We start from the raw sequence: 15,113 nt of genomic DNA, 5'->3' as shown, positions 1-15,113 counted from the left end.
AAGATAACACGCTATCACATCATCCCGACAAACTTGAATTTATATAATTCTATAGCGAATAAACCGCAACCCCTACGATTGCTGATAAACAAATCAGTGCGATAGGATTTAATCCTTTTTTCAGAGCTTTTCTTGAGCCAAAATAGATTAAAGCAATGAGCCCCGTAAGAGCCGTTGTTAATACATCTATGCTGTACCTCGGCATCAATCCACAATTCCTAACTATCATAAAGATACCCGTTACAAGGATAATCCCTATAATACATGGCTTTAATCCGCTAAGCGCAGCTTTTACATATCCATTCTGGAGAAAATGATTAAGTACAGCCATCAATAGCAAAATGATTATAAATGCCGGTAAAACAACTGCAAATGTAGCTATAGCAGCTCCAAGTAAACCGCCTTTTTCGCTTCCAACATAGGTAGCCATATTCACCATAATTGGCCCAGGTGTACTTTCACTTATGGCAATCATATAAGAAAGCATCTCATCATCCAGCCAACCATGTGCCATAACAACATCTCGAATAAGCGGTATAGCTGCATATGCTCCACCAAAAGAAAATAAGCCTACTTCAAGAAATCCGATAAATAAATCAAAATATATCATTTCTCTTCGTGCTCCTTTCCTGTGCTATTCTTAACAACAAATACAATGATTCCTGTTAGAGCAGCGACAAGCATCAGTACCATGGATGATATATTTAACGCAAAAACATTAATTAGTACCATGGAAACCACAGCAAATCCTAACATAGCAATTTGCATGGAAGCTTTTTTCATTTTCTTAAACATCTTAATCGCAGCATCTACAATGAGAATTCCAACAGCTATCTTGATTCCTTTGAATGCGTTCGCGACCCAAGTTATCTCCAAAAAATGATTTAAGAATTTTGATATCAAAAAAATGATTATAAATGACGGTAAAACCATGCCAAGTGTTGCCGCAATTGCGCCTGAAAGTTTTCCCTTCTTATAGCCTACATAAGTTGCGCAATTAATTGCTATCGGTCCAGGTGTCGATTCAGCTATAACTGTGACTGTCATCATATCATCATGTGTTATCCATTTTTTGTTTTCCACGCATGTATTCTCTATAAGAGAAATCATCGCATAACCTCCACCAAAGGTAAACATACCTATCTTGGCAAAAGTAAGAAATAATTCTATTAATATTGGCAAAACTACGCCTCCAATTTTAGTAAGTCTATTCTCATAGACACAATACCGTCATCACATCCTATTTCTTCAAATCCCATGCGTTTGTACAATTTATACGCAGTTTGCATTACACTTGGCTTTGTTGTAAACACCACTTCCTCATACCCAAGTTCACGTCCTTGCTTTAGCATTGCATTAAGAATAATCCTTGAATATCCTTTGCCACGATATTCAGGTCGCACAAACAGCCGCTTTGCTTCGCATTTCTTTTGATCAACTTTTTTAATAGCAATGCACCCTATTGGTTCACTATCTTCATATCCAACAAGAATTGCACCGTTTTTGTAAAATCTTTCTAAATCTGCCAATTCCTTATCAAAGGAAACAAAACAGCCTTCTGCGCCTTTAATCTGAGAATACTCAGAAAAAAGTTCTTTGATAATTGTATAATCATCTGAAATTTATCGCTCAATCCCTAATATGTGAGATTTCATTTTGAAACCATACTTCTCATACAAATGAATCGTCTTGTTACCATCAACCACTTTTACTTCGATATGTCTGACATTATTTTGGTCAAACATTAGCATAGCCCAGTCCATGAGTTCTTTACCAAACCCTTTTCCCCGGAATTCTTCCTTCACCATCAAATAGTCCAGTTTACCGATTCCTCCTATAATATCTACTTTGCAGAAGCCGATAATCCGGTCTTCAATTTCAGTGACTGCAATATAGGATTTTTTCTCTCGTAATGCAGCCTCAAATGATTCCAGGGTCTTTTCATATGGATTTAAAGGATAAAATCCTTTGAAATTCACAGAAGTTGTATTGTGATAGTCTGATAACTCACGAATACAATCGTACAGTTTGCTTACCTCGTTCGGTGTTATTTCTCTCATACTATTCCTCCTACAGATTCGTCAGTACCATACATTCTGTAGAATCAGTAAAGCCCATACTTTCATAGAGTGTTCTTCCCATTGCGGTTGCATCAAGACTGATCTCCGTTGCACCTTTTTCCCATGTTTTCTCGATCAGCATTTCAACCATTTTTCGCGCTATTCCCTGACGACGGTATTCACTTCTTGTGTAGACATTCATAAGATGGGCTCTTTTTCCTGTAGGGTGCGCAAAGGTTGGCATTATCCTGATAAAACTCATGGATGCACAACCAATAACTTTATCTCCGTCGCTAGCCAGAACAGTCATCTGATCTCCATTTAAAAAGTAATCACGACTTTCATTTATCACTTCATCTGAATGTTCATATTTTTCTGGTAGGTTGTTCACTACCGTAAGCATCTCAAGGCGAATACTCATCAGACAGTCTATATCATCTTTTGTAGCAATTCTTATATCAATCCTTTTCATCTTCTCCTCTTGTTCACAGTCACTCCATACTTCCTTTTGCACTGTTGATAAGTCCCAGGAGACCTTTTTCTTTTATAAGGGCAATACCCTGGAATTCATCTCCGAGAACTATCAGATTGTCGCCTGTTCTTATATCGAAGATCTTTCTTGCTTTGGCAGGAATGACGATCTGACCCTTATCTCCTACTTTGACCATTCCAAAGATATGTTTTCCTTTTGGTGGTATGCCATATCCCAGGTTGTCCGAATCAGTCTTTTCATACGAGATAAGATCGTCCATGGTTACACCAAAGAGGTCCGCCAGTTGCTTACACCTCTCTATATCCGGAAGTGACTCTCCGGTCTCATATTTTGAAAGCGTCTGCCTGGATACGCCTATTTTCTCGGCGATGTCTTCCTGCGACAGATTGTTAAGCTTTCTTAATTCAATAAGGTTATCAGCAAAACTCATTCTTTCTTCTCCTTTTTAATTCCCAGAACACACCACCTTATGAAAGGTATGCGGCTTACGATCTCATACAGAAGGTAGGAACCTGCAAATGCTGCTATTGCAACCAACAGGTATACGATGACAGGAGCAAGGGACGGACATAATGTATGCAGATACCATCCGCTGACCGCGATCATCAGATAATGGAACACATAGAGGCCCCATGATTTTCGGCACATCCACCTTGAGAAGGCATTCTCAAAATTGCCCCATTTTTTCATGAAGGCAAGTACACCGAGTGTTCCAAACCATGCGTATACATTGCACATGATTGTATCCAGAACCACGTGATCCGGATAAGGCTGACCTATATATAAAATCACGAAGGCTACGCAGGATGCGAGGGCAAGAATGCTTAATAACAGCCAGCTTTCGCCAAGTCGATCCATCACTTCGTCATGGGACAGTACAAAGTAGCCAATCAAAAAGCCCAGTCCGTAAATACCGAATCTGTATACCACTATTATCGGTGTGTTAAGTATCTGCGCTGCTCCGTATACGGGTATGACAAGAAGTATAAGTGTCAAAAGATTTGCTTTGCCGCATATATTATAGAATCTGTCTTTTTCAATCCTTCTGATCAGTACCAGTATCAGGCTGAAGAGCCAAAGCATCTGAATGTACCACAGCGGACCTGATCCGCTGACTGCCATTATCAGGAAAAGGATTGGCCCCGGTACGTTGTTTATGGAATTAAAAGCACCGGACATCAGCATGTTGTAATAGCCAAGAACCCAGCCGAAAACCAGAAGGCCGATTGTTGATGGCACAAGATACTTTCTCGTCCTTACTCTGATGAATTCCTTCTCTGTTCGCTTAACCAGTTCATAGCGGGCTGACATGCCGGATACCACAAACAGAAGTAACATGAACCAGGGATATACAATGTACTGATACGTATCCTGAGGCTGATGCTCACTGAAGGGACCGATGATTCCATGCTGTGTAACGCCGTTGAATATGTAGATTACATGATAGATGACAACCAGCACTACTGTTATCCAGCGAATATTATCCAAATATACCTTTCTCATTTTTCTACCACCTTTGCTAAACATTTTAACATTTTTCTCAATCATAAAAAAGCAAGCTCCGCCTGTCTACCAAGCGAAGCTTACATGTAGTGCTGTATTTTGTTAAATTTGGTTGCGAACTCACAGTTTTCTCAGGAAATACATTTACATTGAATGTATCGAACAGATCCTCATCTTCTTGTTTATCGTCAGAACGCCCCACGCCTTCCGATTTGCAGGAGATGCAGGAGGAATGAATATACCTTCTCTTATGACGTTGCTCTCTATCCTGCCAAGGTTCGTGATGCAATGGCCGTCGCGCTTTTCATAACCGAACATCTTGCTGCCGACAAATTTGCCGGCCTTGCTCTCAAAACCTCCAAGAGTCGATATTGCTATGGCATCAAGAAGTTCCGGATCCATATTGAAATAACACGAAAGAACGAGCATTTCCTTATCAGGCTTACTCATGATGCGCCTGACTTCATGGTCTACAGCCTTGGCAAGTTCCATGATCTTTGAACTTTTCTTCTTAACCACCACTCCGAAGGCAGTAGCATAGTTTCCAAGAGCACCTTCCTTATAGTTTTTGATCTCATTCCTTATGTCGGAAGCTATGACCACCTTATCTGTGCCTGCATCGATCATCATCTTGGCAACAAGATAGTCATTGAGCGATACCCCGTTTTCCTTGCACATAGCAAGGAGCGTATCAAGTTCTTCTTCGTCAATATTCTTTATTTCGCGCTTTATATCCTGTTTCGAATCATGATCACGTTCAAACTTAAGGTACTCTTCATAGCTGATCTTATGCCCTTCTTTACGCCACTTCTTATTGGCATCCTTGATCAACACCTTGCTGATAAACCCAAGGTCGCTGCCACTCGGAAGGTCATCAAGACTTTCCATAAGCTTCTCGTCAACCAGATGCGGCTTAACACCGTTTGCATAATGATCAGCAAATTCTTGCACCAGCTGAAGAAGTCCTCTTCCGTCGCAAAGAAGATGATGAGTTATAAAAAGAACTCTCGTCCCGCTCTCCGAAGGATAAGCAAAGACCTTAAGCAGTGCTTCCTTTTGAACGTTCCATCCTGCTAAAGATACCGCCTCATAATCAGCCTGCCAGTTATCGTCTGCTTTTTTTATCGTTACCGGGATTTCAAGCTCCGATTGCTCCTCATAATATATCCTGGAACTTCCCTGCTCCTCAGCAATCAGACTTCTCATAAGCAGATGAGCTGATTTTAGAACATCTATGCTCTCGATTATCCCGTTCGCATCAAATTCTGCCCCAATCTCCGCCACGATGCCAAAGTGCATATTCGGACACATATAGTGCGCCCTTTCCGTATATAAGTATTTTCTGTCTGACATGAGTTTATCTTTCCTTTTCCATGTTTGCATTCAGCCCAACGAATCATATTCTCTGTCAGTTTCATCTACGAGTATCTGTCGCAGTCTATTACAGGACAGATCATCTGAAGGTCATATGGTTCCTTTTCAGCAAGTTCTTTTATAGGAATGCTTGCCAGACCACTTCCCATTGCTCTGTAAAATGCAATCGTCTCCTCAGAAGGACAGGCAGATATGTACAAAGCCTGTGCACCAGCTTTTATTGCTTCCGCTTTTCCCAATTCAAATAATCGTCTGCCAACACCTTGGCCCCTGCATTCAGAAGATACCTGCATCATATCAAGAATCATGTAAGGACCGTTTAGTTTCTTTAATAGCCCAATAAAGCCAACAACTGTATCATTTTCTAATGCGATGTATGTAATATAATCATCACTGCTTATTTGCTTTGCCACAGAACGCTTTTGGCTTAAGTCCCAATCTTCGGTATATTTGCATTCTACTAATGAATATTCTCCGTCTATTCTTCGATATACTTTATTTACATTCTGTTTTCTGTTATATGAATCTAATGCTTCTAAACAAAAATTTGCCTCTGATAATAATTCGATTTGTATCAAATGATAATTCCCCTTTCATCACTCACATTTCTTAATATAATAAATGAATTCATTATCCCGACTCACTTCCACATATCCCAGCTTGGTATAAAAGGCGTTTGTTCTGACATTCCAAATGGGCGTATCTAATACAAATTCCTTTACATTTGAAAACATTGTCTCAATTTCCTGCATCATGTAGACTCCATAGCCTTTGCGATAATGCTCTGGGCTTACAAAGATCCTTCCAATGTTCAACTTGTCTTTTTCCAAAAATAGAATCGCACCGCCAACAATTAGTCCATTGTCCGTGAGCATATACAAATGATTTGTTCTGGCCATCTTTGTGTGATAAGAAACAGACATATATCCAGGTGGCCCACCAGCTGACGGTGCTCCAACCTGAACATCGCTATCAAAAGCTCTTTTAGATATTCCATTAAGTGTCAAAGCATCAGAAGTGCTTGCTTTTACAAATTGTAAGCTCATATCTTTACCCTCTTCTTTTCATCATCAGATAGCAGTTAATCCCATTTTTATAAAAATCAGTTAGTTCTCCAACAGACTTATATCCCAGATTTTCATATAATTTCTTTGCCCTCGGGTTAAAATCATCTACAGTCAAAAAATATTTTGCTGAAGGAGAATCAGAAGCATTATCTTCAAAATACTTCATCAGCTGTCTACCGATACCATAACTCCTGTATTCTTCCTTTACAGCAACAATATGAAGATAAGGGTAGCTTCCAAAAACACCATTTGTCATGTAGTAAATAAATCCTAAACATTTCTCATTTTCATCCAGTGCTACATATACGTTTTTTTGTTCCACTGCATATGTAAGCATATTAGTTGCCTTTTCATGATTGCTAAAATACGCTCTTCCTAAATCAGAATTTTGCAAAATGTCTATGCAGCTATCAAGATATTTCATATCTGCAAGTTGAATATGTATATCCTTTTTCCACTTACGCTCTTCACACATGAAACTTTACCTCCGGCACCTTCGTCAAAATCGAAAACTATATCAAGCGAGTTCAATTGACTCCCATTGAAGATAGGTTGAGGAGTCTTTTCTCAAATCAATAACGTAATCCATACCTCTGCCTTTTATGACTGTCACAAACTTCGTCATTGGGCTACTCTCTTCTCTGTAGTGAATTCCAAAAAAAGTTCCTTCTTTGGGCATGCTATAGATTCTTGTCTCCCGGGCATTGAAACAGGCAGTGTTTTCATCAAAAACATATTCCAGAGATCCACGGTTATCAACACGCGAATGGAGCCTATATATTTTTACTTTTCCAAATATTTCTTTTATCATCATATCCGCCTCAATATAAATCTGTATACTTTAACACTTCCATCCATTTCTTCAGACTGGATATCAAAGCCGCATCTTTCTGTATAGAATTTTACGTTTTGACTTTTGTCCACAGGAGTTACTAATGTAAATGTCTTCCAATCAGAATAATGTGTTATTGCAAATCGCATTGCAGTCGTTCCTATTCCTCTTCCCTGAAATTCAGGAATTACACATAAACATCCAACTTCATAATTACCCGCTTCCAGCTCCCTGCATGAAATGACGCCAACCGGTTTACTTTCATTAAGAATTATGAATTTAGGATAATCAATTATTGACTGCTCCATCTCTTCTTTTGTTCTACCATACGCCGGACATTCACCATACTTTACATAATCATCAAAAAACGCAGCGTTATATATATCTACAACCAACTCTGCATCAGACACCTCAGCATTTCTGAACTCAATCATTTTTTATTACCCCTCTTATTTCTATACCCATCCATCCCGGATATCATCACATTCAGTGATATCTCAAAGCTCTCTTTCAATGATATTGGATTTCCAAAGGAATTATGAATCTGAAGCATAATAAAACCTTCAAGAAAAGCCCTGTATGTTCGAAGCAAGTGATTAGCGATCTCACGATCTATCCCTAAGCCATCTGTCTGCTTGAAGAAAAAAGAATATAATCCTTCTGTGGCAGAAAGTAGCGTGTCATCTGAGTATTTGTTATACCAGAGCATCGCTTCAAATACGCCAGGATTCTCCATTGCAAACTTATAGAACTTATTTCCGTACTCAAATAGATTTGCTTTTTCATCTGAAGAATCAATTCCTCTGACAACATCTTCCGATACAGTTTGCCAACCATATATCATAAGATCTCTGTGCATATCTTCTATGGTCTTCATGTGGTTGTACAATGACGGCTTCTTGATTCCTAAATATTCTGACAGTGTAGTAACCGACAAGTAAGACAGCCCCTTTTCGTTGGCCAGTTCTGCAGCTTTTTCTACTATTTCTTCTTTAGATAATCCTGTTCTTGGCATAACATCTCCTAATCAAAAATAACTAACATTGTTAGTTAATATTATACTAACAATGTTAGTTATTTCAAGTATAAAGTGCAATATAAATTATCTTGTCAAATCGGAATTTATATAAGCGTATAACCTCTGAACCCGCGCACGGAATAGTACGAATCCGCCCCGTTATGGAATGTGAAAACCCTTCCGTAACGTCGTTCGCAGAACAATGCACCGCCCTTGTCGCGAATATCATCCGGCGTAGTGATCCAACTTGACGTTTTCAAATCAAATTCCCCGAGACTTTGCAGTCGGCGATAGAGTTCCTCCGTCATGATCAAAACGCCGATTTCTTTTGCTTTCCATTCGGCGCTGCCTGACGGCGGGTTTTTAGCACGCCCCTGTAATGCCTTTTCGTCATAGCACAGGCTTCTGCGACCAGAAGGGGACTCCTTTGCGCAGTCGCAGAAAATTAGCTTTCCCGTCTTTTCGTCATAGCCGATGGTATCCGGTTCTCCGCCGCTCTCCTCCATCCTTCTCAAAACATCCATGGAGTCCTGATGCTCAAGCAAACGTTTCTCCACGTCAAGCCAACTCAGTTCCATATGAAGATTCTTATTATCCTGAAACCTCGCTTTTAATATTTCTAACATAGTTTTCCCTCCAATCCCCGATTTGACATGCTTCAAGCAAGCGACAATTCAATTCATACAATGCTGTTTTATTGGAATCCCACGTCAGCCTTGTTATAGCTTCATCGTAAGTCAACCACTCAAAGCCATTATGTTCACTCGAAAGTACTATTTTTGAACCGCATTCAAAGCCAAATGTATATTCTGGAATTACAATAGTATCGTGCGACCACAAATCCCTGTGCTTTTTTGAAATGACATTAGCAGGGATATATGCCATCGATGTCAGCGGCAAAATATGTCCCGCTTTAACAGATGTCTCCTCATATATTTCTCTTGCTGTGGCTTCAATAGGCTTTTCATCATCTTCACCGCCGCCAGCCACAAACTGATACTGGTCGATGTCTGAACGATGTAACACGCAATATTGCAAATTCGGTTTTAATCTATATGGAATTGCTAATATCTGAAATGGCGCTCTCAATAAAATTACCTCCACAAACTCCGAATTTGTCGAGCTCTTTATCCTATAAAAGAGCCTTACAAATACCGATTTCTAAAGCTCACATACCATGATGAATTCCTCATCATTTTCATTCATGATCCTCGTCCAGACAGCCCCAACTATTTTTCCGTCGTGGATTGCGACGAGGCAGTTGTCTCCAGACTTTGTACCGAAACCATCAGTGTATACGCGCAGCTCCGGTTTCTCTACAATATCTCTCGAAGGCGGCTCCACACCTTCCGGAATGAATATGGCTTCATATAAAAAGTCTTTGAGAAGGCCGAGTTCATTTTCCCGAATACAACGGATCTCTATTGCGTTCTTCATACCATCTTTACACCTTATTTGGAATAGTTCTCAAAGCACCATTTTGCGATCCTTATGATCAGTGCTTCCGGTAAAGGCTGATCATAGGGGATCCGTATCGTGCCCTTGCTTACGTCATAATCGGAGAGTTCCTCCGTAAATACAGCTGTAGCCTCATCACCGGGATAAATGCCCAGATGTTTCTTTGATGCTGCGAAATGAATGATATTACGACCTTTCCAATAAGTGGGCATCGACCAGGAGATCCGTTCCTCCGCGTCCGGCAGTGCATCACGAAGGATCTCCCGGATCTCCATTAATCTGGGCTTATATTTCTCATCCTGGGCAGCAATGTATTCATCAATATTCTGCGGTTTCACACAGTAATGGTCCTGGTTTTGTCTGCTGAACTCTCTGCCGCATTTCGGACATTTCCATGCCATGGCTTCACCTCTTCAAATCTCGATTTGTCTTAGTCTATTATCCTGAAATATTATCTATAAACTGATAAATTGCGAAAGGAATGCGGCTGTTTTCTAAAAGCTTTAGTTCCTCATCACTATATCTGTATTTCTCCACGAGAATCGCTTCCTGTATCAGATAAAAACCATGTCTCCAAAACTATTTTCTAACGCCTATATCATACGCCCTTTCAAACTCTTCCACAGGCATTGGTTTGAAGAAGAAATATCCCTGCATTTCACGGCAGCCGCTGTCATTCAGGAGATCAGCTTGAGCTTTAGTCTCAACACCTTCTGCAATAAGCTTCATCCCGAGAAGCTCCACAAGCTTTATCACCTGCGTAATGATTATCCGGCCTTTCTCCATGTCCCCGGTTCCAGTCAGGAAGTGAAGATCCATTTTTATCCTGTCCACCGGAACCTCCTTGAGCATATGAAGAGACGAGTATCCGCTTCCAAAGTCATCCATTTCAACCTGGAAACCATATTCGCGCAGTTCCGAGGTGGTTTTTATCAGAAAATCAGGTCGCTCTACATATGCAGTCTCTGTTATTTCAATCCTGAGCTGGTCGGAATCCAGACCATATTTTTGAACCAGCTCATAGAAGACTCCTGGAATATTCCTGTCTTCGCTGATATCTGAGCGCGACAGATTTACTGAAACTGAACGACGCTCTCCCAGATCATTCCATCTCTTCAGATCCTGGCATACTCTTTCCCATATGTATTTATCAAGGTCAAAGATAAGTCCGGTTTCTTCCAATATGGGTATAAACAGCCCGGGTGAAATCCAGCCTCGTGTTGGATGCTTCCAGCGACAGAGTGCCTCCGCTCCACTTATTGTCCCTGTCATGTAATCAATTTGTGGCTGATACCATACCTGTATCTCGCCTGTATCAAGAGCTGCCTGTAAATGACCGCTGATATCGACTATCTGCTTACCTTTTTCCCACTGCTCAGGATTGTAAAACTCGTATCCTGATTTGTGGGTGTCTCTGATCTTTTTCTCCGCCATCCTTGCGAAGTCAAGCATGCGGTCAACGTCAATGTTCTTATAATCCTCTGGTGTTAATACATATACTCCTGTGCATAACTGAAGTTTGATTTCCTTACCCCTGTCTGTAAAAAAATTCAACAGCGGCTCAATAACTTCTTTTTCATAGACCTTCATGCCTTCATCGTCTTTTATCTTGCGGAGAATGGCAAAACGATCTCCAGTAATACGTCCTATAGCTTCTTCATCAGAAAGGGCAGCCATAGAACTCTCCGCCCAGAATCGCAAAAGCTCATCTCCCGTCCCTCTGCCAAGTCTTTCGTTTATGAATTTGAAATTCTTTATATTGTTAAATACTAGGAGATACTGGTTATCAGGATAAAAACGCAGGAGTTCTTCTGCTCGCTTTTTAAATCCTTCAAGGCTTAACACTCCTGTGAGCGAATCTTTCTCTATCAGATCACGTAGCGTTTGTTCCTGCTGTTGCGAAACATAACGTTGTTTATGAACGATAAAACCGATTAGAAAAGTAACCAGAGCCGCAACAAGAATAAGCAAAAACCTGTTTTCATAGATGAAATCCCCAAAATTATTACGGTATAGGTGCCTCGATGTGTAATCCAAAATGATTGCCTGCCTTCGGGGATCTTCCAGTTTGATGATTTCCTTGTCTAAACGTTCTATGATCTCTCTGCCTTTTGGAGTGTCAAGTGTTCCTGCGCGAAAGTCCATGGAAAACATGTTTGCCGGTTGAACTTTAAGATTGGAATAGGACGGCTTCTGCAACACATAACTCCATACATAGGAATTATGCAAAATTGCATCTATTTTACCGGCTCGTAGTGCCTTTACACTATCTGTCATAGTATCATAAAGAGTAATCTGTATCCCTGGATAGAGCTCTTTTACCGTTTCTGCTACACCTGCCAAAGAACTCAGCATTCCAATATGTATTTTATTCAGTTCAGGAAGATTCTTACTTCCATCTGTGACCATGGTAAAAGGTGTCTGCATGAGGTTCTCAGTAACAACAGTTTTCTTGCCAGACAAACTTGTTATCGCACTTCCAAAAGGCATAATAATGTCATAATCCGGATTATCCAACGCTTCCTTATTAGTTTTTTCTGTAATAAACATAAAAGAAGCGTTATACCCAGCTTCTTCTGCTACAACACGCATTAGATCAACACCTATGCCTACAGGTTCGCCCGTGTCAGTATCCAAGTAAAACAACGGGCATCTGTCAGCGGGTATGCCAATGATCAAAGTATCCGCGTCATCCGATTTTGAAACGGCTGAAGCCGATGTTCCACATTGTAAAATGGCAAATATGCAGATGATAAAGATTAAATATCGTCCGATAATACGCTTCACTTTCATAGTGCACCATTCCTCAACCAGAATACTTTTATCGAAAATAAAAAAGGCATGGAGACAGAAAATATCCCCATGCAACTTCATTATAACATTTTTAAAATAAAAAATGTGTGAATCTACTTGTTCGCTACGATTATTCCAAAGCGAAGATTGTTCTTTTGATCCATGTTTCTACCAGCCTTATGTCATTTAAGATATTTAGTCAGTGCAAAAAGATTTCTCTTTGCATCGTTATAGCCCAACCAGTAGAGATTTCCCAGCTTATCCATGTCGCCCTCTACTCTTTTTACAGTTACGGGCTCAGAAGGTGCGATTACAAATATGCGTCCATCTTTCTCCAGCTGGTCAATAGCATTACATTCGTTGTTATAGTCTGCGTTCATGGTCATAAGTTTTTCTGCAAATACAGGGTTGTCTTTATAAAACCTGAGCGCCATTGTGTTTGAAGTTGAGGATTCTTTTTTTCTGTATCCTCTTTCTCTTGTCTTGATGACCACTATGTTTTCATATCCTTGTTCCATGGCCCATTTATATGGGATATGGCAGCTGCATCCGCCATCCAGGCACTTATGGCCGTCAACATCAACCATCGGTGAAACATACGGCATTGATGCAGATGCCTTTATGGCCTTTAAGATATCCCTGCACTTACCCTTTTCAAAGTACATGGTTTTACCGGTATCACAGTCTGTTGCAACGGCAATGAACCTTCGTCTTGGATCATAAAATGTGTTTTCATCCAGTGCATCCAGCTTTACGTTTGGCTGGATTGCAAAGTCGATGTTAAGCGGACTGTGGGCATGAAGCATGGCCTGAGCACCAATATAGTCAGAATCATGCCTGAATTCCAGATTACATCTGGCAGACCTTCCGATTTGCCCGGAAGCATAATTAAGTCCTGCCATTGCACCAGCGCTTACTCCAATAACACACTCAAAATTGAGGCCGTTTTCCATGAAAAAATCCATAACCCCCTGGTTGTATAATCCCCTGAAAGCCCCACCTTCAACAACGAGGCAGCCTTTTGTAAGCTGCCCTCTTGCATGCCCCATAGGTATATCGTTCAGTTTTTCATAAACTTTTCTTCCCATGCTCATTTCTTTGCCATCTTCCTCATTAGCATACTCCACTAAAATGTTTTTTATTGTTACTCGATTTTGTCTGTCACAAGTTCAGCCCATGCAGGAACAAAACCTGCGCCAAGAGCAACCTTCTGAGAGGCTATATGCCCTATGGATGTTCCGTAGTAAGGAAGTCTTCCCTTACTAAGTATCTCATTTTTAAGAAGTGCAACAAGAATCTTTGTTCCTTTACTGTTTTCATTTTGATAGTCCTCCTGTCTCTTGATGAACCCATCGTAGTCTATGACGGAACGTAAGAGTCAATAGGTTTTTAATCTTTAATCTGTTTCCATGGTCTTACTTTGCCGATCCAGCCGTTCTCATTCCAATACTTAAAATCGGTGTACTCAGGATTCTTTTTACCAAGGCTTGTCTGCAGCATTCTTACCATGTAGAACTTTGTTTTCACCATAACATTTGTATGAGCCGGTTTATCATAATTTATGGCATGCATTTTTCGAGCGACACTGCTCAGCTTCTTTTGAAATGATGCTTTTCTCTTGTCCTCGATCTTGTCCCAGTCAATTTCGGACATCAGCTTGAAGCTTACTACTTTGATGTCCGAAATGCCCCACCAGGAAAGGCTGTCCTTAATATCTTTTGCTGTGGATCTTCCACCGGCCCCCAGGCACTGTGTGATTATCACCGCTCGCTTCCCGAACATTTCCTTCGCCGGACGGTGAGGCATCCACCTGTAACCGAAATGGTCAAGCATAGCCTTCATTGCGCCGGTTGTATGGAAAACATACGCGGGTGATGTAAAAACAAGCAGATCCGCTTCAAGCAAGGATTTCTCAATCTTCTGCACCTTCTCGGCATCCTTACAACGCTTCTGATCATTCCTGAAGCACGCAGTACATCCTATGCAGAAACCCGGACCATCCTTGGGAAGATAATATTCCGTGATCTTTGAATCGTCTCTGAACTGCTCTAAAAATATTTCCTTCATTCTGTATGTAACACCGTGTTTTTCGGTTCCGTTTATCACTGTGATCTTCATTTTGGTCTCCTCGGCGATCTCCTCTTATTATTCTGCATGTTTTTTTCATCTCTCGCGTACAGTTTATTAAACTGCCGAACATGCGCTTCCATTGTCTTAAGTGCCTCTTTCTCACGCTCTGGATCCCGATCGCATATGGTCAGAAGCATGTAGATCGGCGCGTAAAAATGTAACGTCATGATCTCAACATTCTCGGTCTGTAATACACCCGATGAAACCATCAGGCCAAAAAGCATCCCCTGATATGAAAGCGGATCATCCACATACTGCTTCATATATGCAGCTGCAAGTTTTTTATCATGAAACTGTTCAATGGTAAGCATCTTGCGAAACCGTCTTGTATAGTCATCATGCAGGAAATAATCTTTACTTGATGCCATCTGCTAACCTCTTTATC

Annotated in this window: 23 protein-coding genes; 1 reads left to right on the top strand and 22 read right to left on the bottom strand. The window is 40.7% G+C overall.

What is annotated here, in order from left to right:
• Positions 1 to 49 precede the first annotated feature (49 nt).
• From T456_RS0107330 to T456_RS0107235, 20 genes are all read right to left on the bottom strand, one after another.
• Entirely contained in the window at positions 50 to 610 is a 561-nt protein-coding gene (locus tag T456_RS0107330; protein WP_024865562.1) for a chromate transporter, read from the bottom strand.
• Positions 607 to 1,182 carry a chromate transporter gene (locus T456_RS0107325; RefSeq protein WP_024865561.1) on the bottom strand — a complete coding sequence of 192 codons (576 nt, stop codon included), beginning with the start codon at positions 1,180 to 1,182 and terminating at the stop codon, positions 607 to 609. The genes T456_RS0107330 and T456_RS0107325 overlap by 4 nt, the downstream gene beginning before the upstream one ends.
• A 2-nt stretch (positions 1,183 to 1,184) precedes the next feature.
• Positions 1,185 to 1,571: a GNAT family N-acetyltransferase gene (locus tag T456_RS19425; RefSeq protein ID WP_278246917.1), complete on the bottom strand. Its 387-nt coding sequence runs from the start codon at positions 1,569 to 1,571 to the stop codon at positions 1,185 to 1,187.
• A 51-nt stretch (positions 1,572 to 1,622) separates the two neighbouring features.
• Positions 1,623 to 2,060, bottom strand: coding sequence for a GNAT family N-acetyltransferase (locus T456_RS21145; RefSeq protein ID WP_024865559.1), 438 nt, complete (start codon positions 2,058 to 2,060; stop codon positions 1,623 to 1,625).
• Between the two features lie 10 nt (positions 2,061 to 2,070).
• Complete coding sequence (locus T456_RS0107310; protein ID WP_035801471.1) at positions 2,071 to 2,532, bottom strand: GNAT family N-acetyltransferase; 462 nt, start codon at positions 2,530 to 2,532, stop codon at positions 2,071 to 2,073.
• Positions 2,533 to 2,551: 19 nt separating this feature from the next.
• Positions 2,552 to 2,983 (bottom strand): helix-turn-helix domain-containing protein, encoded by a 432-nt coding sequence (locus T456_RS0107305; RefSeq protein ID WP_024865557.1) that lies wholly within the window; start codon positions 2,981 to 2,983, stop codon positions 2,552 to 2,554.
• Positions 2,980 to 4,056 carry an acyltransferase family protein gene (locus T456_RS0107300; RefSeq protein WP_024865556.1) on the bottom strand — a complete coding sequence of 359 codons (1,077 nt, stop codon included), beginning with the start codon at positions 4,054 to 4,056 and terminating at the stop codon, positions 2,980 to 2,982. Before T456_RS0107300 ends, T456_RS0107305 begins: the two co-directional genes overlap by 4 nt.
• Positions 4,057 to 4,200: 144 nt before the next feature.
• The gene (locus T456_RS0107295) at positions 4,201 to 5,367 is read right to left on the bottom strand and encodes a condensation domain-containing protein (RefSeq protein ID WP_197026866.1); all 1,167 of its coding nucleotides are present in this window, start codon (positions 5,365 to 5,367) and stop codon (positions 4,201 to 4,203) included.
• A gap of 107 nt (positions 5,368 to 5,474) precedes the next feature.
• Entirely contained in the window at positions 5,475 to 6,008 is a 534-nt protein-coding gene (locus tag T456_RS0107290; RefSeq protein WP_024865554.1) for a GNAT family N-acetyltransferase, read from the bottom strand.
• Between the two features lie 18 nt (positions 6,009 to 6,026).
• A complete protein-coding gene (locus T456_RS0107285) occupies positions 6,027 to 6,476 on the bottom strand; it encodes a GNAT family N-acetyltransferase (protein WP_024865553.1) in 450 nt (149 codons plus the stop codon).
• Positions 6,477 to 6,480: 4 nt separating this feature from the next.
• The gene (locus T456_RS0107280) at positions 6,481 to 6,972 is read right to left on the bottom strand and encodes a GNAT family N-acetyltransferase (RefSeq protein ID WP_024865552.1); all 492 of its coding nucleotides are present in this window, start codon (positions 6,970 to 6,972) and stop codon (positions 6,481 to 6,483) included.
• A 42-nt stretch (positions 6,973 to 7,014) separates the two neighbouring features.
• Positions 7,015 to 7,311 (bottom strand): dTDP-4-dehydrorhamnose 3,5-epimerase family protein, encoded by a 297-nt coding sequence (locus tag T456_RS21140; protein WP_081749014.1) that lies wholly within the window; start codon positions 7,309 to 7,311, stop codon positions 7,015 to 7,017.
• Positions 7,308 to 7,763, bottom strand: a complete 456-nt coding sequence (locus T456_RS0107270) for a GNAT family N-acetyltransferase (protein ID WP_024865550.1) — start codon at positions 7,761 to 7,763, stop codon at positions 7,308 to 7,310. The genes T456_RS21140 and T456_RS0107270 overlap by 4 nt, the downstream gene beginning before the upstream one ends.
• Positions 7,760 to 8,344, bottom strand: coding sequence for a TetR/AcrR family transcriptional regulator (locus T456_RS0107265; RefSeq protein WP_024865549.1), 585 nt, complete (start codon positions 8,342 to 8,344; stop codon positions 7,760 to 7,762). Before T456_RS0107265 ends, T456_RS0107270 begins: the two co-directional genes overlap by 4 nt.
• Before the next feature lie 107 nt (positions 8,345 to 8,451).
• Positions 8,452 to 8,973: a DUF4256 domain-containing protein gene (locus T456_RS0107260; RefSeq protein WP_024865548.1), complete on the bottom strand. Its 522-nt coding sequence runs from the start codon at positions 8,971 to 8,973 to the stop codon at positions 8,452 to 8,454.
• Positions 8,939 to 9,436 (bottom strand): NUDIX hydrolase, encoded by a 498-nt coding sequence (locus T456_RS19410; protein WP_051464988.1) that lies wholly within the window; start codon positions 9,434 to 9,436, stop codon positions 8,939 to 8,941. The genes T456_RS0107260 and T456_RS19410 overlap by 35 nt, the downstream gene beginning before the upstream one ends.
• A gap of 72 nt (positions 9,437 to 9,508) precedes the next feature.
• On the bottom strand, positions 9,509 to 9,784 hold the full coding sequence (locus T456_RS19405) for a hypothetical protein (RefSeq protein WP_051464987.1): 276 nt from the start codon (positions 9,782 to 9,784) through the stop codon (positions 9,509 to 9,511).
• Positions 9,785 to 9,798: 14 nt separating this feature from the next.
• A complete protein-coding gene (locus tag T456_RS0107245) occupies positions 9,799 to 10,206 on the bottom strand; it encodes an iron chaperone (RefSeq protein ID WP_022762558.1) in 408 nt (135 codons plus the stop codon).
• Positions 10,207 to 10,384: 178 nt separating this feature from the next.
• Positions 10,385 to 12,598 (bottom strand): EAL domain-containing protein, encoded by a 2,214-nt coding sequence (locus T456_RS0107240; RefSeq protein ID WP_024865547.1) that lies wholly within the window; start codon positions 12,596 to 12,598, stop codon positions 10,385 to 10,387.
• 182 nt (positions 12,599 to 12,780) lie between these two features.
• On the bottom strand, positions 12,781 to 13,686 hold the full coding sequence (locus T456_RS0107235) for a patatin-like phospholipase family protein (protein WP_024865546.1): 906 nt from the start codon (positions 13,684 to 13,686) through the stop codon (positions 12,781 to 12,783).
• Between the two features lie 134 nt (positions 13,687 to 13,820).
• Here T456_RS0107235 and T456_RS22385 point away from each other — a divergent pair, with 134 nt between their 5' ends.
• Positions 13,821 to 13,973, top strand: a complete 153-nt coding sequence (locus T456_RS22385; RefSeq protein WP_155838037.1) for a hypothetical protein — start codon at positions 13,821 to 13,823, stop codon at positions 13,971 to 13,973.
• A gap of 14 nt (positions 13,974 to 13,987) precedes the next feature.
• Here the strand turns inward: T456_RS22385 and T456_RS0107225 are convergent, their stop codons facing one another.
• Together T456_RS0107225 and T456_RS0107220 are read right to left on the bottom strand one after the other, a co-directional pair.
• Entirely contained in the window at positions 13,988 to 14,716 is a 729-nt protein-coding gene (locus tag T456_RS0107225) for a flavodoxin family protein (RefSeq protein WP_024865545.1), read from the bottom strand.
• Positions 14,713 to 15,096, bottom strand: coding sequence for a hypothetical protein (locus tag T456_RS0107220; protein ID WP_024865544.1), 384 nt, complete (start codon positions 15,094 to 15,096; stop codon positions 14,713 to 14,715). Before T456_RS0107220 ends, T456_RS0107225 begins: the two co-directional genes overlap by 4 nt.
• Between the last annotated feature and the right edge of the window lie 17 nt (positions 15,097 to 15,113).

Source organism: Butyrivibrio sp. FCS014, from assembly GCF_000526935.1.
GTDB lineage: Bacteria > Bacillota > Clostridia > Lachnospirales > Lachnospiraceae > Butyrivibrio.
This window is presented reverse-complemented; position numbering and strand designations above follow the sequence as displayed.